Genomic DNA, 18,958 nt, shown 5'->3' with positions numbered 1-18,958 from the left:
ATCCGCCACGCGCCATTCGCCGCTCCATCACATCGGCCGGACTTCCTGCACGTCGGGCACGAAGTGCCGGAGCAGGTTCTGGATGCCGTGTTGCAGGGTTGCGGTCGATGACGGGCAGCCGGCGCAGGAGCCCTTCATGTTGAGATAGACGATGCCGTCTTTGAAGCCGCGGAAGGTGATGTCGCCGCCGTCATTGGCAACCGCGGGACGCACGCGGGTCTCGATCAGGTCCTTGATCTGCTCGACCGTCTCGGCGTCGGCCTCGTCGAAGAACTCGTCTTCCTCATCGCGGGCGTCGTCGCTGGCCGCGGTGCCGTCGGCGAGCAGCGGCGCGCCGGACATGTAGTGCTCCATGATGGCGCCGAGGATCGCGGGCTTGAGGTGCTGCCAGTCGCCGTCCGCCTTGGTCACGGTGATGAAGTCGCCGCCGTAGAACACGCCGGTGACGCCGGATACGGCGAACAGCCGTTCGGCGAGCGGCGAGCGCGCGGCGGACTCGGGCGAGGAAAATTCCATCGTCCCGCTGTCGAGCACCATGCGGCCCGGAATGAATTTCAGCGTGGCGGGATTGGGCGTGGCTTCGGTCTGAATGAACATCTGCTGTCTCCGGCGTCGCCGGTTCAAGGCCGGCGCGTTGGGTTCCATTATAGCGTTTTCGAGCGAAGTGACACCGGTTCGCGAAGAAAACGCGTCAAATCAAGGAGTCAGATGGCAACTAAAAAGCCCGCGATCAAGCCGCAAAACCGCGGTTCCAGGCTCACACCCATGCCCGGAAGCGGGTCCGGGGCCGGTAACGCGCTAGGACAGGGCGTCAATCTCGGCGTCGGTCAGGCCGCCCGGCACGATGGTCACCGGGATCGGGAATGCCCCCATGGTCTTGGCCATGGTGGTGATGATCGGCCCGGGCCCCTCGGCGCCCGGATTGGCGGCCAGCACCAGCGCCGCGATATCGACGTCCTTGTCGATCACGTCGAGGATCTGTTCGATCGGGTCGCCCTCGCGAATCACCCGCTCCGGGGTGATCGCGGCGATGCCGTTGGCGCGGCCGGCGGCGCGGTCGAGCGCCTCATTGGCGGCCTCCTCGGCCTCCGCGCGCATGATGTCGGCGACCCCGAGCCATTGCTGGTTCTGGTCCTCGGTCTCGATCACCCGCAGCATCACGACGCCGCCGCCGACCCGGATCGCCCACCGGCTGGCGTAATAGACCGCGCGGTCCCATTCCGCAGTGTCGTCAACGATGACGAGGCATTTCGGCTTGTGACCTGACTCGTAGCTTCGTCGCTGGGTGGTCATGCATGTCCCGGTGCTGAACCAAACCAACCCATGGTGCCATACTCCCTCGCCGTTTGGGAGAGGGAGCGCGCAGTTCCTGCCCTGCGCGTCAGCGCGGGCGGATGAAGCCGACGATGTCCTTGGTGATGCGCATGGTCTCGTCGGCGATGCCGCGGGCGCGGTTGGCGCCGTCGGCGAGGACCGCGTCGACATGGCCGGGATCGGCGACCAGCTTCTTCATCTCGGAGGCGATCGGCGCCAGTTTCGCGACGCAAACCTCGACCAGCGCGTTCTTGAAGCTGGAGAACTGCCCGCCACCGAACTGCGTCAGCACCTCCTGCTTGGAGATGCCGGCCAGCGCCGCGTAGATGCCGACCAGGTTGTCGGCCTCGGGGCGGGTTTCGAGACCCTTCTCCTCCGACGGCAGCGGCTCCGGATCGGTCTTCGCCTTGCGGATCTTCTGCGCGATGGTGTCGGCGTCGTCGGTGAGGTTGATGCGCGAATTGTCCGACGCATCCGACTTCGACATCTTCTTGGTGCCGTCGCGCAGGCTCATCACCCGCGTCGCGGGCCCCGTGATCAGCGGCTCGGGCTGCGGGAAGAACAGGCCGTCGGCAAAGCCATGACCGCGGATCGAGTCGCCGAAATCGTTGTTGAATTTCTGCGCGATGTCGCGGGACAGCTCCAGATGCTGCTTCTGATCCTCGCCGACCGGCACATGGGTCGCGCGGTAGAGCAGGATGTCGGCGGCCATCAGCACCGGATAGTCGTAGAGGCCGACCGAGGCGTTCTCGCGGTCCTTGCCGGCCTTCTCCTTGAACTGCGTCATGCGGTTCAGCCAGCCGATCCGCGCGACGCAGTTGAAGATCCAGGTCAGCTCGGCGTGGCCGGCGATCTGGCTCTGGTTGAACACGATGTGCTTCTTGGCATCGATGCCCGCGGCGATGAAGGCCGCGGTGACCTCGCGGGTGTTGCGGGCGAGCTCGGCCGGGCCGCCCCAGACCTCGACGCCCTGCGTGATCGCATGCATGTCGACGACGCAATAGATGCAGTTGTGGGTCTGCTGCATCTTCACGAAGTTGACGATGGCGCCGAGGTAGTTGCCGAGGTGCAGATTGCCCGTCGGCTGGACGCCTGAGAAAACCCGTTCAACGAACGCCATGGTCTCGATTCCCGGAAATGGCTAGTTTTGCCGCGTCGTTTGCCACTTAAGCTCCGCGCGCGCAAGTCAGGCGGGGCGCCTTTGCCTGACGGCGTTAACCGCCTCGCGCCAGCCGGTGACGCCGAAAAGCTGCAAGAACAGCCCGTAACCGGCGATACCTGCCGCGATCAGCACGAGCAGGGAGGCTGCCTGCGCGAAACCGTGGCTGCCGGCCGACGGCAGCCCGCCCTCCGCAAGCCAGAGCAGGGCGCCCATCGCGAGCGCCGCGGCCAGGATGCGCGGCAGCCGGCGGCGCGCATCGGCATCGATCGAGAAGCCGAAGGTCGCGGCCCCCTTGCGGATCAGCGCCAGTGCGTTGCTCCAGGCGCCGAGCGCGATGCCTGCGGCAATTCCGCTCGCACCGAAGATCTGGCCGAGCAGGAAGGCCGTCGCAATCGCCACCACGATCGCTTTCAGCGTCGCGAGCAGCGGCGTCAGCGTGTCCTCGCGCGCAAAGAATGCCGGCGACAGCGCCTTCACCAGCACATGCGCCGGCAAGGCCAGCGTCAGCCAGATCAAGGCCTGCGCGGTTGCCGCGCTATCCCGGGCGGTGAACGCGCCGTGCTCGAACAGCATCCGCACGGTCGGCTCGCTCAACACCATCAGGCCGAGCGTCGCCGGCAGCGCCAACCCGACCGCAAGCTCGAGGGCACGCGATTCCGCATGCGCGATCGCGCTGGATTCGCCGCTGCGCACGGCGCGCGTCATCTCCGGGATCAGCACCGTGCCCATGGCGACGCCGACGATGCCGAGCGGCAGCTCGAGCAGGCGGTTGGCGAAATAGAGCCAGGACACCGCCGACGGCGAGGTCGACGCGATCACCGCGCCTGCCACCATCAGCCATTGCGGCGCGCTGCTCGCGACCATGCCGGGGATCGCGCGGCCGAGAAAGCCGCGCATGTCAGGATCGAAGGACACGCGGAGCGGCGAGGCGAGCCTTGCGCCGCGCAGCGCCAGCATCGACAGTTGCAGGAAGCCGGCGGCCCCGATCGTCGCCGCCATCACCAGCGCGGCCTGCGCCGGCTCCTGCTGCCGCACCAGCAGCACGGCCATCACCGATATCAGTGCGATGTTGAACAACAGCGGCGAGAACGCGGTCAGCGCGAAGCGCCCCTGCGCGCTGAGCAGTGCCATCATCACCGTGACCGGGCCGGCGAAGGCGAGATAGGGCAGCATCAGCCTCGCGTCGTCGACGGCGAATTGCAGCGTGTCGCGGCCGACAAAACCCGGCGCGATCGCCGCGATCACCAGCGGCATCAGCACGCCGATGACGAGCGCGGCCGCGATCACCGCGGCACTGACGGTGCCGAGCACGCGGCCGGCAAAGGCGGTTGCCGCGTCCATGCCGCCGGCATCGCGCGCCTTCAGCCAGGCCGGCACCAGGGCGGCATTCAGCCCGCCCTCGGACAACAGCCGTCGCACAACATTCACAAGCTGGAATGCCGCCAGGAATGCATCCGCCACCGGTCCCGCGCCGAGCAGCGCCGCGATCGCGGAATCGCGCACGAAACCGAGCAGTCGCGAGGCCAGCGTTCCCGAGGAGACCGTGAGGAAGGAGCGGAACATGGGGTCTGTATAGCAGTAGCAGGTATTGCTTCCAGTGGTGCCGTCTTAAACCTGTCATCCCCGCGCAAAGGCTCCGCCTTTGTCGCTGGAGGTGCGAGCGAAGCGAGCCTCGAAGGATGAATCGGCCAGAGCCGGGCCGTTCATCCTTCGAGACACGCTACGCGCTCAGGATGACGGGTTGGCAGAGCGCAATGCTGACAGGGTTTCGCCCAAATAGCTTCCCTTGCTGCCCCGAGGCGTAACGTGATAGGCCGCCACTCTTGTTGGGTGGCGTTAACACAGGGCAGGTCTATGGCTGACGCAAAATACGACGTTCTTGGAATCGGCAACGCGATCTTCGACGTGCTGGTGCAGACCGACGAGGCATTCCTTGCCCGTCACGGCATGACCAAGGGCTCGATGCAGCTGATCGATGAGGCGCGCGCCACCGCGATCTACGGCGACATGGGGGTGGCGACCGAAATGTCGGGCGGTTCGGCCGCCAACACCATCGTCGGCGTCGGCAGTCTCGGCGCCCGCGCGGCCTATGTCGGCAAGGTCAAGGACGACCAGATCGGCAAGCTCTACGTCCACGACATCCGCGCCGCCGGCGTGACCTTCGACACCGCGCCGGCCAGGACCGGCCCGGCCACCGGCTGCTCCTACATCCTGGTGACGCCGGACGGCGAGCGCACCATGAACACCTATCTCGGCGCCGCGCAGGACCTGACGCCCGACGACATCGATCCAAACCAGATCGCTGCCGCCAGCATCATCTATCTCGAGGGCTACCTCTGGGATCCGAAGAACGCCAAGGACGCTTTCGTGAAGGCGGCGACCATCGCGCACGGCGCGGGCCGCCAGGTCGCGCTGACGCTGTCGGATTCGTTCTGCGTCGATCGCTACCGCGACGAATTCCTCGATCTGATGCGCAAGGGCGTGGTGGATCTGGTATTCGCCAACGAGTCCGAGCTGCACTCGCTGTACCAGACCTCGGATTTCGACACCGCGCTGAAGCAGTTCGGCAAGGATACCAAACTCGGCGTCGTCACCCGCAGCGAGAAGGGGTGCGTCGTGATCTCCGGCGACAGTGTCGTCGCGCCGCCCGCCTCGCCCATCGACAGGCTGGTCGACACCACCGGCGCCGGCGATCTGTTCGCCGCCGGCTTCCTCGTCGGTCTCGTGCGCAAGGTCGGCCATGAGAATGCCGGCCGGCTCGGCGCGCTCGCCGCGGCCGAAGTGATCCAGCACATCGGCGCCCGGCCGCTGGTGTCGCTGCAGGATCTGGCGAAGCAGCAGGGGCTGCTGGTTTAGGCGGGGCTTTTCTCCTTCGCCTCGCCCCGCCTGCGGGGAGAGGCCGGATCGCATCGTAGATGCGTTCCGGGTGAGAGGGAGTCTCCGCGTATTCACTGCTTTCGAATTTGCGGAGGCGGTCTCTCACCCCGACCCTCTCCCCGCAAAGAGCGGGGCGAGGGAGAAGAGAGATCACGCCGTCTTCGCCGCCTTCAATCCCAGCCGCTGCTCCACCGCATCGCGCATCACGAACTTCTGGATTTTCCCTGTCACCGTCATCGGGAATTCATCGACGAACTCGACATAGCGCGGGATCTTGTTGTGGGCGATCTGGCCTTGGCAGAAGGCGCGGACCTCGTCGGCGGTGAGCGTTTCGCCCTGCCTGATTCTGACCCAGGCGCACAGCTCTTCGCCATAGCGCTCGTCGGCGACGCCGAATATCTGCACGTCCTGGATCTTCGGATGGCGGTAGAGGAACTCCTCGATCTCGCGCGGATACAGGTTCTCGCCGCCGCGGATCACCATGTCCTTGATGCGGCCGACGATGTTGCAATAGCCTTCGTCGTCGATCACGGCGAGATCGCCGGTGTGCATCCAGCCATTGGCGTCGAGCACATCGCCGGTCTTTTCCTTCTCGTCCCAATAGCCGAGCATGATGCTGTAGCCGCGGGTGCAGAGCTCGCCGCGTTCGCCGCGCGGCACCACCTTGCCGCCGAGATCGACCACCTTGACCTCGACATGCGGATGGATGCGGCCGACGGTCGAGACGCGGCGCTCCAGTGGATCGTCGGTCGCGCTCTGAAAACTCACCGGGCTGGTCTCGGTCATGCCGTAGGCGATCGTCACCTCGCGCATGTTCATCTCGGTGTTGACGCGCTTCATCACCTCGATCGGGCAGGGCGCGCCGGCCATGATGCCGGTGCGCAGCGAGGACAAGTCGAAGCGCGCGAAGTCGGGATGGTCGAGCTCGGCGATGAACATGGTTGGCACGCCGTACAGCGTCGTGCATCTCTCCTGCGCGACCGTCGTCAGCGTCGCCAGCGGATCAAAGCCTTCGCCGGGATAGACCATGGTGGTGCCGAGCGTGACGGAAGCGAGGTTGCCCATCACCATGCCGAAGCAGTGATAGAGCGGCACCGGAATGCAGATGCGGTCCTGTTCGGTCAGGCGCATGGCGCGGCCGGTGAAGTAGCCGTTGTTGAGAATGTTGTGATGGGTCAGCGTCACGCCCTTCGGCGAGCCGGTGGTGCCGCTGGTGAACTGGATGTTGACGGGATCGTCGAACTGCAGGCTCTCGCCGAGCGCCGCAAGCTGCTCGCGATGGCGCTCGCCGCCCATCTGCGATACCGCATCGAATGGAATGGTGCCCGGCGCCGCCGGTCCGCCGATCTGGATCACGGCGCGCAGTTTCGGCAGCCGCGCCGACCGCAAGTGACCGGGCTCCGAGCTTGCGAGCTCGGGCAGCAGCGTATTCAGCATCTCCATATATGCCGAGGTCTTGAATGCCGTCGCCGTCACGATCGCGGCGCAGCCGACCTTGCCGAGCGCGAATTCCAGCTCGCTCAGCCGATAGGCCGGATTGATGGTGACGAGGATCAGTCCGGCTTTCGCGGCGGCGAATTGCGTCAGCGTCCATTCCGGGCGGTTCAGCGACCAGATGCCGATCCGCTCGCCGCGCTGCAACCCGAGTGCGATGAAGCCCGCCGCCAAGGCATCGACGTGACAGGCGAATTCGTTCCAGGTCCAGCGCACATTGTGGCTGGGCGAGACCAGCGCCTCGCGCTCGCCCCAGCGTGCGCGAGCACGGTTGAGGCTGCGGCCGATGGTTTCACCGAGCAACGGCGTATCGGAAATGCCGCAGACATAGCTGTCTGCCTTGCTGTCTCCCTTGGGTGTGGGTGCCAAGCTCGTCCTCCTCGTGGTCGTGTTCGTGTCGCCGCGCTTTTTTGCGCGATCTTAGTCGTTTGGCGCAGATGGGACAGGCCCGACCAATGGCGGGTATGGTTTTCGATTGTAGCGGCGACGGGTTCCGCTTCACCTCGCCCCGCGTGCGGGGAGAGGTCGGATCGCATCGAAGATGCGATCCGGGTGAGGGGAGTCTCTGCGAGTCCAATTGCGACCGTCTGCGCGGGAATAGCCCCCACCCCAACCCTCTCCCCGTAAGAACGGGGAGAGGGAGAGAAGTCCCATAACGGCTGGTACGACTTATCTCATCGAGCCTTACGCCGCCCTTTGCCCGCTGCCGGCGTCCAGCCCGGCATAGATGCCCTTCTCGAAGCCTGCGAAGGCCTCCAGGCTGTGCTTGTCGGCGAACGGCAACAGCTGGGTCAGGATCACGCCGCAGACGTCGCGCGACGGATCGATCCAGTAATAGGTGTTGGCAAGGCCCGCCCAGGCGAGGCTGCCGGCGCTGCGGCCTTCCGGCGTCTTGGCGGTGTTGATCAGGAAGCTCAGTCCCCACTTCTTGACGATGTCGGGATAGAGATCGACATCGTTGGTATACATCGGCAGGGCCGTCGTCATCTTGCCGACGGTGAGCTCGCCGATGTGATTCTGGCCCATGGTCGCGACCGTCTCGGCCTTCAGCACCTGATTGCCGTTGCCTTTGCCCTTGTTGAGGATCATCTGGCAGAACTTGATGTAGTCGGCCGCGGTCGAATACAGGCCGCCGCCACCCATGTGGAATTCGGGGTTCTGCTCGAGCTCGAACGGGATCGCCGCAAGCGTGCCGTCCTCGCCGCGGGCGTGCATGCCGACCAGCCGCTTGCGCATGTCGTCGGAGATCTTGAAGGCGGTGTCGCTCATGCCGAGCGGCGCGAACATGTTGTCGCGCAGATAGGCATCGAGCTTCTTGCCGGATGCGGCCTCCACCGCCTTGCCGACGAAGTCGATATTGGTGCCGTATTCCCAGCGCGTGCCGGGATCTGTCATGATCGGCGTCTTCAGCGCGGCATTCAGGCAGGTGATGATGCCGGGCGTGCCGGTCTTTTCGAGGTACTTCCCGAGATTGGCGTCCCACATATCGTAGGCGAAGCCGGCGGTGTGGGTCATGAGCTGGCGCAGCGTGATCGGCTTTTTCGCCGGCCGCAACTGCGGTTCGCCCTTGGCATCGAAGCCGTCGAGCACCTGCACCGCAGTGAGATCGGGCAACAGCTTGCCGATCGGCTCATCGAGCGAGAGCTTGCCCTGCTCGACGAGCTGCATCGCGCCCGCCGAGGTCACCGCCTTGGTCATCGAGGCGATCCAGAACACGCTGTCCGCCGTCATGGGATCGCTCTTGGAGAGGTCGCGCTTGCCGAACGCGCCTTCGTAAATCACGTCCTTGCCGGTGGCCGCGATGGCGACCACGCCGGGAATTTCCTTTGCCTCGCTCTTCTGGCGCAATACCTGATCGATCTGAGCCTTGCTCTGCATTGGGGGCTTCCTCCGGTGGGGTTTATTGTTTTGAAGTGGGCGGATCATCCTCCCGCTTTTCCGCTCCCGCAAGGCGGGCGCGATGCGACCACGTCGCGATGTCGTGAAGGCCGGCTGCTAGGAACGGCCTTGGTCGGGAGGCGTTCACCACGCGCGCAGATTTTGCAGGGGACGCCGCGCAAGTCCCGGTGACCTTCGCGGGCGGCCACGGTAACGTGATCAAGGAATGATTTTCGCACCTGATTATTTGCATTAACGCATTCAGATCGCTGCACAAACGGTGCGGCGGATTGGACCGGATTTGACGAAAAGATTCGTCATTTCCCGCCTTGCGGGGGGCGCAGCAATGATTTCGACATGGAGTGAATGGAAGCGCTATCCGCGGCCGGGCCGCGGCGAGAATATCGAAGCGCCGATCAGCCCAGGTCTCTACGAAGTTCGCTACGCAGGTACCGGCGCACTGCACTCGTTCGAGGCCGTCGAGAATGTCGCGCGGGCGCTGGCGCTGCTGCAGACCGGCGCCAAATCCTGGTTCGGCCGCCGCGATGCGCAGGCGCAGGCCGACCTCGAATACCGGACCTGCGCGACCTCGACCAAGGCGGACGCCAAGGCCGCGGCCGAGCGCATGATCGGCCGTCGGGAAACCTATATGTCTGGCGGGGCGGTCTGAGCGCCGCTGCACGACGGCGCGTAAAAAAAAGATCGCGCGCGAGCCCCCAATATTGCTTGAGGCAGGGTCGCGCCCGGCGCCGGTGCATCGCAGCGGCTTTCCGCTTATATAGGCGCGAACACCCCCAAGAAATTCCAGAAATGACAGGAGTAACGCCATGACCCCGCCCGTTGCCGCACGCGCCACCCAATCCGCAGCATCCTCCCTGCAAAGCCGCCTGAAGGACCCCTCGCTGCTGCGCGACCGCTGCTACATCGACGGCGCCTGGGTCGGCACCCCCGAATTCGCCGTCAACAATCCGGCGACCGGCGTCGAGCTGATCAAGATCCCGCAGCTGAGCGCCGATGACGCGACCAGGGCCGTCGAGGCCGCCGAGCGCGCGTTTCCGACCTGGGCCAAGCTGACCGCGAAACAGCGCTCCAACATCTTGCGCAAATGGTTCGATCTGATCATCGCCAACCGCGAGGACCTTGCGCTGATCCTGACCTCCGAGCAGGGCAAGCCGCTGGCGGAAGCGCTCGGCGAGGTCGATATCGGCGCCGCCTATGTCGAATTCTTCGCGGAAGAGGCGCGGCGTGTTTACGGCGAGACGATCCCGACCCAGCGTCCGGACGCGCGTCTGCTCGCGATCCGGCAGCCGATCGGTGTCTGCGGCGCCATCACGCCATGGAATTTCCCGAACTCGATGATCACCCGCAAGGTCTCGCCGGCGCTGGCGGCCGGTTGCACCGTGGTGCTGAAGCCCGCCAACGAGACGCCGCTGTCCGCGCTCGCGCTCGTTGCGCTGGCCGAGAAAGCCGGCGTGCCGAAGGGCGTGTTCAACATCATCACCGGTGATGCGCCGCCGATCGGCAAGGTGCTGTGCGAGCATCCGGCGGTGCGCTTCGTCGGCTTCACCGGCTCGACCGAGGTCGGCAAGATCCTGTACCGGCAGGCGTCGGTCGGCGTGAAGAAGCTTGGCCTCGAGCTCGGCGGCAATGCGCCGTTCGTGGTGTTCGACGACGCCGATATCGATGCCGCCGTCGAAGGCGCCATCGTCTCGAAGTATCGCAACATGGGCCAGACCTGCGTCTGCGCCAACCGTCTCTATGCCCAGGACAAGATCTACGACGCGTTCGTCTCGAAGCTGTCGAAGAAGGTCGCCGAGATGAAGATCGGCGACGGCACGGAGCAGGGCGTGACGCAGGGGCCGTTGATCAACATGGAAGCGATCGAGAAGGTCGAACGGCACATTGCCGATGCGGTGAAGGGCGGCGCCAAGATCGTGACCGGCGGCAAGCGCTCGTCGCTCGGCCGCAGCTTCTTCGAGCCCACGGTGCTGTCGGATGTGCGGCCGGACGCGCTGGTGTCGCACGAGGAAACCTTCGGTCCGCTTGCGCCGGTGATCCGCTTCAAGGACGAGGCCGACGTGATCGCGATGTGCAATGCCTCGCCGTTCGGCCTCGCCTCCTACTTCTATTCGCGCGACATCGGCCGCGTCTGGCGCGTCGCCGAGGCGCTGGAGTCGGGCATGGTCGGCGTCAACTCCGGCCTGATCACGACCGAAGTGGCGCCGTTCGGCGGCGTCAAGGAATCGGGCCTCGGCCGCGAAGGCTCGCGCCATGGCATGGATGAATATGTCGAGATCAAATACGTGATGATGGCCGGCGTCTGATCGCCGTCATTGTCGTCGCGCTTCAGCCCGGCTCCGATTGAATCGGAGCCGGGCTTTCGCTTGATCACACGCCCTTGTCGTTCGGGTTGGCGACGGCATCCTTCAGCGGCGCCGTCATCGGAAAATTCAGGTTCACGTTCTTCGGCGGGATCGGCCGCGTGAACCATTTTGCGTAGAGCTCCTGAAATTCGCCGTTCTTCATCATAGCGACCAGCGTCTTGTCGACCAGCGCCTTGAACTCCGGGTCGCCCTTGCGGATGATCAGCCCGTAGGGTTCGGTGCGCAGGCTGTCGTCGATGATGCGCCAGTCCGCCGGGTTGCGGCTGCCCGCGATCAGGCTCGCCAGCAGAATGTCGTCCATCACGAAGGCTTCGCTGCGCCCGGTGGTCAGCGCGAGGAATGATGCGGCGTGGTCCGCCGTCAGGATGTTTCTGGTCTGAAAGTTCTTCTCCTGGGCCCGTGCGCTCAACAGTCCGATCGAGGTCGAGCCCGAGGTCAGCGAGACCGGCCGGCCGCCGAGATCCTCAAAGGTCTTGATCGGCGCGTCCTTATGCACCACCGCGCGGATGCTCGACACGAAGATCGTGTTGCTGAAGGCGACGACCTTCTGCCGCTCCAGCGTATTGGTGGCGGGACCGCAGACGATGTCGATGGTGCCGTTCTCGATCAGTGGGATCTGGGTGGAGAGCTGGATCGGCTGCAGCCTAATCTGCAGCGCCGGTAGCTTGAGCTCGGCCTTCACCGCATCGACGATCCGCGCGCAGAGGTCCATCGCGAAGCCGACCGGCTGCTGGTTGTCGTCGAGATAGGAGAACGGGACCGAGACGTCGCGGTGGCCGAGCCGGATTTCGCCGGCATCGCGGATCTTGGCCAGGGTGCCGCCGGACGATTGGGCCTGCGCCGGGGCGGACACCGTCGCCGCAAGAAAAGCTAGGCAGATCAACCGCTTGGTGGTTTGACGCATCAGGTGCTCGCGAGCGCTGGCAATGTTGGATACGATGAGGCCAGATTTTATACATAGCATTGCATAAATTGGAAACCGATTTTATACAATATGGACCATGGCGGATATCCTGATGCCCGCCGCACAGAGAGAGAAGCCGGATGGAACCCGCAACCGTCATCAGCCATCGAGGGGCCGGACCCCACGGTTCAGCACCGGACGCCGTGCGCGAGGCATTGCGGGCCGCGATCAGCTCGGGCGAGCTCGCGCCCGGATTGCAGCTGCGTCAGGACGAGCTTGCCGCGCGGTTCGGGACCAGCCGCATCCCGGTGCGCGAGGCGTTGCGCCAGCTCGAGGCCGAGGGTTTTGTGACCTTCCTGCCGAACCGCGGCGCGGTGGTCTCGGATCTGTCGATCGACGAGGTGATCGAGCTGCTCGAGATCCGGATCGCGCTCGAATGCCACGCGCTGCGCCTGGCGGTCCCGGCCATGGGCGAGATCGATCTCGAGGAGGCGACGAAAATCCTCCGCGCCTATGATGCCGAGCCCGATCCGGCGCAATGGGGCGCCTTCAACTGGAAATTCCACGCCACGCTCTACGCGCCGTGCAATCGCCCGCGCCTGCTCAGCATGATCGAGGCGAATTACGGCCATGTCGGCCGCTTCACCCGGGCGCTGGTGTCGCAGGCGACCGGCAAGGAGCGGCCGCAGCGCGAGCACTACCGGCTGCTCGAATTCTGCCGCGACGGCGAGGTCAAGAAGGCGGTCCGGCTGCTGCGCGACCATATCGAGGAGACGCAGAAGACGCTGCGCTCGGCGCAGCGCCAGGCGCTGCGCGATGCAGGCGAAGGGCGCCCTGCCTGATCGTCGCTCAGACAATGTGAATGATCGCGGGCCGCGCTGCGCGGCCGCAGGAGAGTGCGCGTGAAGACCAATGATGTCGAAATCCTGGTGATCGGTGCGGGCATCGTCGGCATCGCCACGGCCTATTACCTCGCCATACAGCACAAGCGTTCGCGCCTGCTGATCGTCGACGAAGGCCAGCCGATGGCATTGACCTCGGCGCAGTCGGGCGAGAACTACCGCAACCGGTGGCCGCATCCGACGATGGCCGATTTCACCAATCATTCCACCGACCTGATGGAGGAGATCGCGCGCCGCAGCGACAACCGCATCCACATGACGCGGCGCGGCTATCTTCTGGTCACCCGCGAGGAGAAGCCCGAGGAACTGCTGCAGCAGCTGCATGCCGGTTACGGCGCGAAGGCCGAACAGTTGATCCGCATGCATGAGGGCGACGGCCGAGGCTATCTGCCGCCGCATTCGGCGGACTGGCAGAGCGCGCCTGACGGGGTCGACGTCCTGCTCGGCCGCGACCTGATCCAGGCCCATTACCCGAGCTTCGACAAGGAGGTCGCGACGGCGCTGCATATCCGCCGCGCCGGCGATATCAGCGGCCAGCAGCTCGGCCAGTACATGCTGGAGACCGTGCGTCCGCTCGGCGCGCAATTCCAGCGGGCCAAGGTGCTCGGCATCGCGAAGACTGGTCGCTTCACCGTCGATGTACTCGCCGATGGCGCGAGGCAGACCATCAAGGCCGACATCATCGTCAACGCCGCGGGCCCGTTCGCGGCGCATGTCGCGGCGATGCATGGCGAAGAGCTGCCGATCGTCAACGTGCTGCAGCAGAAAATCGCGTTCGCCGACCGCAACCGCGCGGTCGATCGCAAAATGCCGTTCGCGATCGATCTCGACGGCCAGACGCTGGCCTGGTCCGATGACGAGCGCGAGGCGCTGTCAGCGGCGCCGGAATTTTCGCGTCTGCTGGCGCCGATGCCGGGCAGCATCCATTGCCGGCCCGACGGCGGCGATCACGGCGAGTGGATCAAGCTCGGCTGGGCGTTCAACGCGGAACAGACCACCGAGCCGGATCGCGAGCCGGAGCTGAATCCCTATTTCCCCGAAGTCGTGCTGCGCGCGGCGAGCCGGCTGCAGCCAAAGCTCGCGCAATATCTCGGCGCGCTGCCGCGCGACCGCGTGCATTACGGCGGCTACTATCCGATGACGAGAGAGAATTGGCCGCTGATCGGGGCTGCGAAGACACCGGGCGTGTTCCTCGCCACCGCGCTCTCCGGCTACGGCACGATGGGCGCCTGCGCCACCGGCGATCTCTGCGCCCGCGCTGTGGTCGGCGCGCCCGTGCCGGCCTTCGCTCGCAGCCTTTCGCTCGCGCGCTATCAGGATAAGGCGCTGATGGCGGAGCTCGCGGCGAGCGAAAGCCGGGGGTTGCTGTAGCTCGACCTCACTCTCGTAGCCCGGATGGAGCGAAGCGCAATCCGGGGCCGATGCTGCCGCGCGGCTAAACCCCGGATTGCGCTGCGCTCCATCCGGGCTACGCCTTGTCTACCGCCGCAGCACCGCAATCGTGCGATTGGCAAACGTCAGCCGCTCCGCCATCACCGACACGAAATAGGTCAGCAGCTTGTGGCTGAGCTCGGGTTCCTCGTCGCGGATCGCGGTGAACTGGTGGGTGTTCAGCACATAGAGCACGCTCGCCATCTCGGCCTGGATGGTTGCGCTGCGCGGGGCCTGCGAGACGAGGCCCATCTCGCCGATCGTGGTGTAGCGGCCGAGGCTGCGCACCCGGGTGGAGCGGCCGTCCTCGGCGGGCACCATGATGCCGACCCGGCCGTCGAGGATGAAGTGCATGGAATCGGCGGCGTCGCCGGCATGCACGATGACCTCGCCGGCGTCGACCTCGATGCGCTGGCAGCGCCGGATCAGTGCGTCGGCGTCGTTCTCGCTGTCGAGCAATCCCGTGAACCAGCCGCGCAGATCGGCTTCCTCCTGCGCGAGCTCCTGGTGCTGGGCGATGATCTGGTTCTCGCACCATTCAAGCGCGCGATCGAGCTCGTCGATCACGGTGACACCCTCGGTGATGAAATCGCTTGAGCGCAGCACCTGCTCGGCCTTGGCCGACAGATGCACCAGGACCAGCTCGACGCCGACCTCGTGCGCGCTGCGCTTGATCTGCGCAAAGCTGTAGGCCGCCGATGAATCGACGCCGGTAACGAGCTTGAAGTCGAACAGCAGATAGCGGCACTCCGGGTGCTCGCGCAGCAGCGCCTTGACGTGCTGGTACAGGCGGTTGGCGGAGCCGAAGAACAGATAGCTTTGCAGGGTCAGCCCCTGGATCTTGCCGCCATGCGCCGACAACACCTCGCGGTCGTCGCGCGAGCGATCCAGCGAGCTGCGATATTCCGAGCCGTCGAAACCGTATTTGATCGCCTCGACCCGCGCCGCGCTGAGCGCAAAGGTGGCGCAGCCGATGATGACGCCGATCAGGATGCCGGGCACGAAGCCCCAGGTCACGATGATAGTGATGATCGCGAGCAACGACACATATTCGGTCTTCGACAGCCGCTTGCGCGATTCGATCATCCATTTGTGCAGCTGGTCGGCGCCGAGATAGAGCAGGAGGCCGCCGAGCACGAATTTCGGCATGTAGCCGAGCAGCTGCGGAGCCACTGCCAGCATCAGCAGCGAGATCGCAGCGACTGTCAGCCCCGACAGCCGGCCGCGCCCGCCGCTGGAGAAATTAAGAATCGAGCGGCTGACCGAGATGCAGCCGGCATAGCCGGCCAGCGCGCCGGTCACGATGTTGGCGAGGCCGGTGATGTTGAGTTCGCGCTCGAGATTGGCCTCGCGATGCACCGCGACCTCGATGCCGGTGGTGTTGAACAGCGTGCTCGCGGCCGTGACGAACACGACGGCGATCATGTTGCCGAGCAGGTCCGGCACCGCCGACCATGGATATTGTGCAAGCTCGGCCATGTGCCACGGCAGCATGAAGGTCGATGCCGGCGGCGGCTCGAAGGTCCAGCCGGTCAGATGCGCTTCCTCGGGCGTGATGCCGATGATCCAGAATACGAGGTGCGCCACGATCACGCCGCCGATCAGGATGATCGGCAGACCGAACGGGGTGCGCGAGCGATGCCAGGTCAGATACAGCACCAGCGCCATCGCGCAGGCGGCACTGAGCTCGGAGATCGTGATGATGTTGGTGAAGTAGAAGAGGGTGCTGAGCTGCACGGGGTAGCCGGTGATCACCCTGATCGCGCCCAGCACGATCAACAGGCCGGTTGCCCCGAGGAATCCGCCGACCACAGGATAAGGCACGTAGCGGATGGCACGGCCGAACCGTGTCAGCCCGAGACAGCACAGCACGATGCCGGTGACGATGGTCGAGAGCCCGAGCGTGATCAGCACCGGCGCGAGCAGCGGCGCCGTCGGATTGGCGGCAGCGATGCGCTCGACCAGCGAGGCCATCAGGATGCCCGTCACCGCCGCGGTGGAGGTGTCGGGGCCGGCGACCGCGAAGGGCAGCGAGCTGCCGAGCGCGATGAAGGTCGCGAGCACTGCCGAGGAAATGAATGTCGCCGCCACGCCGTATGACAGATAGGGCGACAATGGCCCGGCGAAGATCAAGAGCGCGTAGGACAGGCCGAACGTGATGCCGAGCACACTGGCAGCACCGCCGCCGAGCACGTCGTGCATCGCCCGCCGCGCTTGCGAGCCGAAATAAAGCGATCGACTAATCACGTTAAAAAATGTCCTGAACTTTCGCCGCCAGTCGTAGACGAGCCCGGCGCAGGACGACAACAGGATTTTTGTGACAACCAGTTCTCAGCGCGCGCATTTTGCTTCTCGCGCAAAGCCAACGAAACCCAGGGCCGCGGAATTGGCGTCAACCTCTCCTTGAAGAGGGGAGGTCGCTTTGCTCGTCAGAGCAAAGCGGGTGGGGATCTGCTTTCCCGCATCAAGCGTCGCCTGCGGCTGCCCCCCATCCCGACCTTCCCCCTTTCAGGGGGAAGGAGAGGGCAGGCGAGACGTGATCTTCAGCCGTGGCCGCCCTCATTGCCGAAGGCGCCGTGACGGCCGACGCCGGAGGCAAAGCGCGCCGCGCCCGACAGCGTTTCGCCCGAGGCGATCACCTCGAGCCCGCCGCGCATCTCGCTTCTGATCGCCTCTTCCTCGTCGAGGTCCCACTGCCGCAGCGCCGACAGCCGGTCGGCGCGCAGGCAGTTCTGCGGGAATTTCGCGATGTCCTTGGCGAGCGCGATGGCGTGGGCGCGGGTCTCGCCCTTCGGCACCAATCGGTTCGCGAGCCCCATGCGGTGGGCTTCAGCGCCGCCGACCGGGCGTCCGGTGAGGATCAGGTCGATCGCCTGCGAATGGCCGATCAGTCGCGGCAGGCGGATGGTGCCGAGATCGATCAGTGGCACGCCGAAGCGGCGGCAGAACACGCCGAAGGTTGCGTCCTCGGCCACAACACGCATGTCGGCCCACAGCGCGAGCTCCATGCCGCCGGCGACCGCAAAGCCTTCGATCGCGGCGATCACCGGCTTCGACAACCGCAGCCGGCTCGGTCCCATCGGCGCGATCGTGTCGTGGCCGCCGACCTCGCGCTTCTTCTCGGGATCGCCCGCCGCCACCGCCTTCAGATCGGCGCCAGCGCAGAAATAGCCGCCGGTGCCGGTGAACACCGCGACGGATGCGCTCGCGTCCGCATCGAAGGTGAGAAACGCGTCATACAGCTTGCGCGCGGTGGCGCCATCGACGGCGTTGCGGTTGTGCGGACGGTTGATGGAGATGATGGTGACGGGACCATCGCGTTCGACGAGCACGGTATCGGACATGGGGCGCTCCCTGGGCTTGTTCTTGTTTGTGCCCGGAGAGTGACATCAGAGGCGACTACGGTGCAATCCCGCGACGAAAGGCGCAACTCCGCGGGGTGGGCAAAGCGAAGCGCGCCCACCATCACGAGCACGGCCACAATGGCGGGCACGACGCTGCGCGCCTTCGCGGGGTTGGCGGTGATATTTCGTAGCAACCATTAAGACGCGGATGGGGTAGAGCGTAGCGAAACCCATCACCATCGTGCCACGGATAGAGATCGTGGGGTTCGCTTCGCTCTACCCACGCTACGGACGACCGATCAGACTTTCAGCTCGCTTCCCGTCACGCGGCGATACGCTTCCAGATACCGCTTGCTCGTTGCATCCACCACGCTCGCCGGCAGCGGCGGGGCGGGCGCGTCGCCGTTCCAGCGGCCGGCGCGACGCTCGACGTCGAGATAGTCGCGCAGTGGCTGCTTGTCGAAGCTCGGCTGCGGCTGGCCGGGCTTGTAGGCATCGACCGCCCAGAAGCGCGACGAATCCGGCGTCATCACCTCGTCGATCAGGATGATGCGGCCGTCCTTGTCGCGGCCGAACTCGAACTTGGTGTCGGCGATGATGATGCCGCGGGCGCGGCTGGTCTGCTCGCCATAGCCGTAGACGTCGCGCGCCATCTTCTCCAGCGTCGCGGCGACGTCGGCACCGACGATCTCGCGCACCCGCGCGACCGTGATGTTCTCGTCATGGCCAGCCTCGGCCTTGGTCGCCGGGCTGAAGATTGCGGGCTCGAGCTTCTGGCTCTCGACCAGGCCGGCCGGCAGCTTCTCGCCGGCAAGCGTGCCATCGGCCGCGTATTCCTTCCACGCCGAGCCCGAGACGTAGCCGCGGATCACGCATTCGATCGGGAACACGGTGGTGCGCTTGCACAGCATCGCGCGCCCGAGGATGTCGGCGCGATGGTTCTTCAGTTCAGGCACGGCGCGAATGATCTCGTCGGCATCGGCGCTGATCATGTGATGCGGCACGGTGCCCTCGAGCTGCCGGAACCACCAGGCGCTGATCTGAGTCAGCACCGCGCCCTTCATCGGAATGGTTTCCGCCATCACCACGTCGAATGCCGAGATGCGGTCGGTGGTCAGCAGCAACACCCGATCGTCGCCGACGGCGTAGATATCGCGCACCTTGCCGCGGCCGATCCGGGGCAGGGGCAAATCGCTGGATAGCATCGCGGTCATGGCGTGATCTTTCTAGAGCCTTCAATGACGAGCGCCCGCACGAGGCGCGCGGGC

Annotated in this window: 15 protein-coding genes; 5 read left to right on the top strand and 10 right to left on the bottom strand. The window is 65.5% G+C overall.

Going from position 1 to position 18,958, the window contains the following annotated elements; all coding sequences use genetic code 11:
- Nucleotides 1-27: 27 nt before the first annotated feature.
- The 4 genes from ACVWY5_RS38190 to murJ all read right to left on the bottom strand — a co-directional run bounded on the left by ACVWY5_RS38190 (nt 28) and on the right by murJ (nt 4,039).
- Nucleotides 28-597 carry a NifU family protein gene (locus ACVWY5_RS38190; RefSeq protein ID WP_028335524.1) on the bottom strand — a complete coding sequence of 190 codons (570 nt, stop codon included), beginning with the start codon at nt 595-597 and terminating at the stop codon, nt 28-30.
- Between the two features lie 201 nt (nt 598-798).
- Entirely contained in the window at nt 799-1,293 is a 495-nt protein-coding gene (locus ACVWY5_RS38185; protein ID WP_028335525.1) for a universal stress protein, read from the bottom strand.
- A gap of 88 nt (nt 1,294-1,381) precedes the next feature.
- A complete protein-coding gene (gene trpS, locus ACVWY5_RS38180; protein ID WP_028335526.1) occupies nt 1,382-2,434 on the bottom strand; it encodes a tryptophan--tRNA ligase in 1,053 nt (350 codons plus the stop codon).
- A gap of 66 nt (nt 2,435-2,500) precedes the next feature.
- A complete protein-coding gene (murJ, locus tag ACVWY5_RS38175) occupies nt 2,501-4,039 on the bottom strand; it encodes a murein biosynthesis integral membrane protein MurJ (protein WP_028335527.1) in 1,539 nt (512 codons plus the stop codon).
- A 291-nt stretch (nt 4,040-4,330) separates the two neighbouring features.
- Here murJ and ACVWY5_RS38170 point away from each other — a divergent pair, with 291 nt between their 5' ends.
- A complete protein-coding gene (locus ACVWY5_RS38170; protein WP_028335528.1) occupies nt 4,331-5,332 on the top strand; it encodes an adenosine kinase in 1,002 nt (333 codons plus the stop codon).
- Nucleotides 5,333-5,503: 171 nt separating this feature from the next.
- Here ACVWY5_RS38170 and ACVWY5_RS38165 read toward each other — a convergent pair whose 3' ends face one another.
- Together ACVWY5_RS38165 and ACVWY5_RS38160 are read right to left on the bottom strand one after the other, a co-directional pair.
- Nucleotides 5,504-7,216, bottom strand: coding sequence for an AMP-binding protein (locus tag ACVWY5_RS38165; protein WP_051376218.1), 1,713 nt, complete (start codon nt 7,214-7,216; stop codon nt 5,504-5,506).
- Nucleotides 7,217-7,531: 315 nt separating this feature from the next.
- Nucleotides 7,532-8,725 (bottom strand): serine hydrolase domain-containing protein, encoded by a 1,194-nt coding sequence (locus ACVWY5_RS38160; protein ID WP_028335530.1) that lies wholly within the window; start codon nt 8,723-8,725, stop codon nt 7,532-7,534.
- 346 nt (nt 8,726-9,071) lie between these two features.
- Here ACVWY5_RS38160 and ACVWY5_RS38155 point away from each other — a divergent pair, with 346 nt between their 5' ends.
- Nucleotides 9,072-9,395 (top strand): hypothetical protein, encoded by a 324-nt coding sequence (locus tag ACVWY5_RS38155; RefSeq protein ID WP_028335531.1) that lies wholly within the window; start codon nt 9,072-9,074, stop codon nt 9,393-9,395.
- A 157-nt stretch (nt 9,396-9,552) separates the two neighbouring features.
- Nucleotides 9,553-11,049 carry an NAD-dependent succinate-semialdehyde dehydrogenase gene (locus tag ACVWY5_RS38150; protein WP_028335532.1) on the top strand — a complete coding sequence of 499 codons (1,497 nt, stop codon included), beginning with the start codon at nt 9,553-9,555 and terminating at the stop codon, nt 11,047-11,049.
- Between the two features lie 64 nt (nt 11,050-11,113).
- Here the strand turns inward: ACVWY5_RS38150 and ACVWY5_RS38145 are convergent, their stop codons facing one another.
- The gene (locus ACVWY5_RS38145) at nt 11,114-12,013 is read right to left on the bottom strand and encodes a transporter substrate-binding domain-containing protein (RefSeq protein ID WP_028335533.1); all 900 of its coding nucleotides are present in this window, start codon (nt 12,011-12,013) and stop codon (nt 11,114-11,116) included.
- A 140-nt stretch (nt 12,014-12,153) separates the two neighbouring features.
- Here ACVWY5_RS38145 and ACVWY5_RS38140 point away from each other — a divergent pair, with 140 nt between their 5' ends.
- Nucleotides 12,154-12,855 carry a GntR family transcriptional regulator gene (locus tag ACVWY5_RS38140; protein ID WP_051376219.1) on the top strand — a complete coding sequence of 234 codons (702 nt, stop codon included), beginning with the start codon at nt 12,154-12,156 and terminating at the stop codon, nt 12,853-12,855.
- A gap of 60 nt (nt 12,856-12,915) precedes the next feature.
- The gene (locus ACVWY5_RS38135) at nt 12,916-14,286 is read left to right on the top strand and encodes an FAD-dependent oxidoreductase (RefSeq protein ID WP_038377677.1); all 1,371 of its coding nucleotides are present in this window, start codon (nt 12,916-12,918) and stop codon (nt 14,284-14,286) included.
- 108 nt (nt 14,287-14,394) lie between these two features.
- Here ACVWY5_RS38135 and ACVWY5_RS38130 read toward each other — a convergent pair whose 3' ends face one another.
- The 3 genes from ACVWY5_RS38130 to ACVWY5_RS38120 form a co-directional block, all read right to left on the bottom strand.
- A complete protein-coding gene (locus ACVWY5_RS38130) occupies nt 14,395-16,548 on the bottom strand; it encodes a SulP family inorganic anion transporter (protein WP_080667142.1) in 2,154 nt (717 codons plus the stop codon).
- A gap of 341 nt (nt 16,549-16,889) precedes the next feature.
- Complete coding sequence (locus tag ACVWY5_RS38125) at nt 16,890-17,690, bottom strand: crotonase/enoyl-CoA hydratase family protein (RefSeq protein WP_028335537.1); 801 nt, start codon at nt 17,688-17,690, stop codon at nt 16,890-16,892.
- A 299-nt stretch (nt 17,691-17,989) separates the two neighbouring features.
- A complete protein-coding gene (locus ACVWY5_RS38120; RefSeq protein WP_028335538.1) occupies nt 17,990-18,904 on the bottom strand; it encodes a phosphoribosylaminoimidazolesuccinocarboxamide synthase in 915 nt (304 codons plus the stop codon).
- Nucleotides 18,905-18,958: the final 54 nt, after the last annotated feature.

The organism is Bradyrhizobium sp. USDA 3256 (genome assembly GCF_054058275.1).
The sequence above is the reverse complement of the archived record's forward strand: the minus strand, read 5'-3'. Positions and strand labels throughout refer to the sequence as shown.

Coding starts and splice junctions, on each gene's coding strand:
- ACVWY5_RS38150 (WP_028335532.1), top strand. CDS start 9,553: ATGACCCCGCCCGTTGCCGCACGCGCCACCCAATCCGCAGCATCCTCC.
- ACVWY5_RS38160 (WP_028335530.1), bottom strand. CDS start 8,725: ATGCAGAGCAAGGCTCAGATCGATCAGGTATTGCGCCAGAAGAGCGAG.
- ACVWY5_RS38190 (WP_028335524.1), bottom strand. CDS start 597: ATGTTCATTCAGACCGAAGCCACGCCCAATCCCGCCACGCTGAAATTC.
- ACVWY5_RS38140 (WP_051376219.1), top strand. CDS start 12,154: ATGGAACCCGCAACCGTCATCAGCCATCGAGGGGCCGGACCCCACGGT.
- ACVWY5_RS38145 (WP_028335533.1), bottom strand. CDS start 12,013: ATGCGTCAAACCACCAAGCGGTTGATCTGCCTAGCTTTTCTTGCGGCG.
- murJ (WP_028335527.1), bottom strand. CDS start 4,039: ATGTTCCGCTCCTTCCTCACGGTCTCCTCGGGAACGCTGGCCTCGCGA.
- ACVWY5_RS38170 (WP_028335528.1), top strand. CDS start 4,331: ATGGCTGACGCAAAATACGACGTTCTTGGAATCGGCAACGCGATCTTC.
- ACVWY5_RS38185 (WP_028335525.1), bottom strand. CDS start 1,293: ATGACCACCCAGCGACGAAGCTACGAGTCAGGTCACAAGCCGAAATGC.
- ACVWY5_RS38125 (WP_028335537.1), bottom strand. CDS start 17,690: ATGTCCGATACCGTGCTCGTCGAACGCGATGGTCCCGTCACCATCATC.
- trpS (WP_028335526.1), bottom strand. CDS start 2,434: ATGGCGTTCGTTGAACGGGTTTTCTCAGGCGTCCAGCCGACGGGCAAT.
- ACVWY5_RS38120 (WP_028335538.1), bottom strand. CDS start 18,904: ATGACCGCGATGCTATCCAGCGATTTGCCCCTGCCCCGGATCGGCCGC.
- ACVWY5_RS38130 (WP_080667142.1), bottom strand. CDS start 16,548: ATGCACGACGTGCTCGGCGGCGGTGCTGCCAGTGTGCTCGGCATCACG.
- ACVWY5_RS38155 (WP_028335531.1), top strand. CDS start 9,072: ATGATTTCGACATGGAGTGAATGGAAGCGCTATCCGCGGCCGGGCCGC.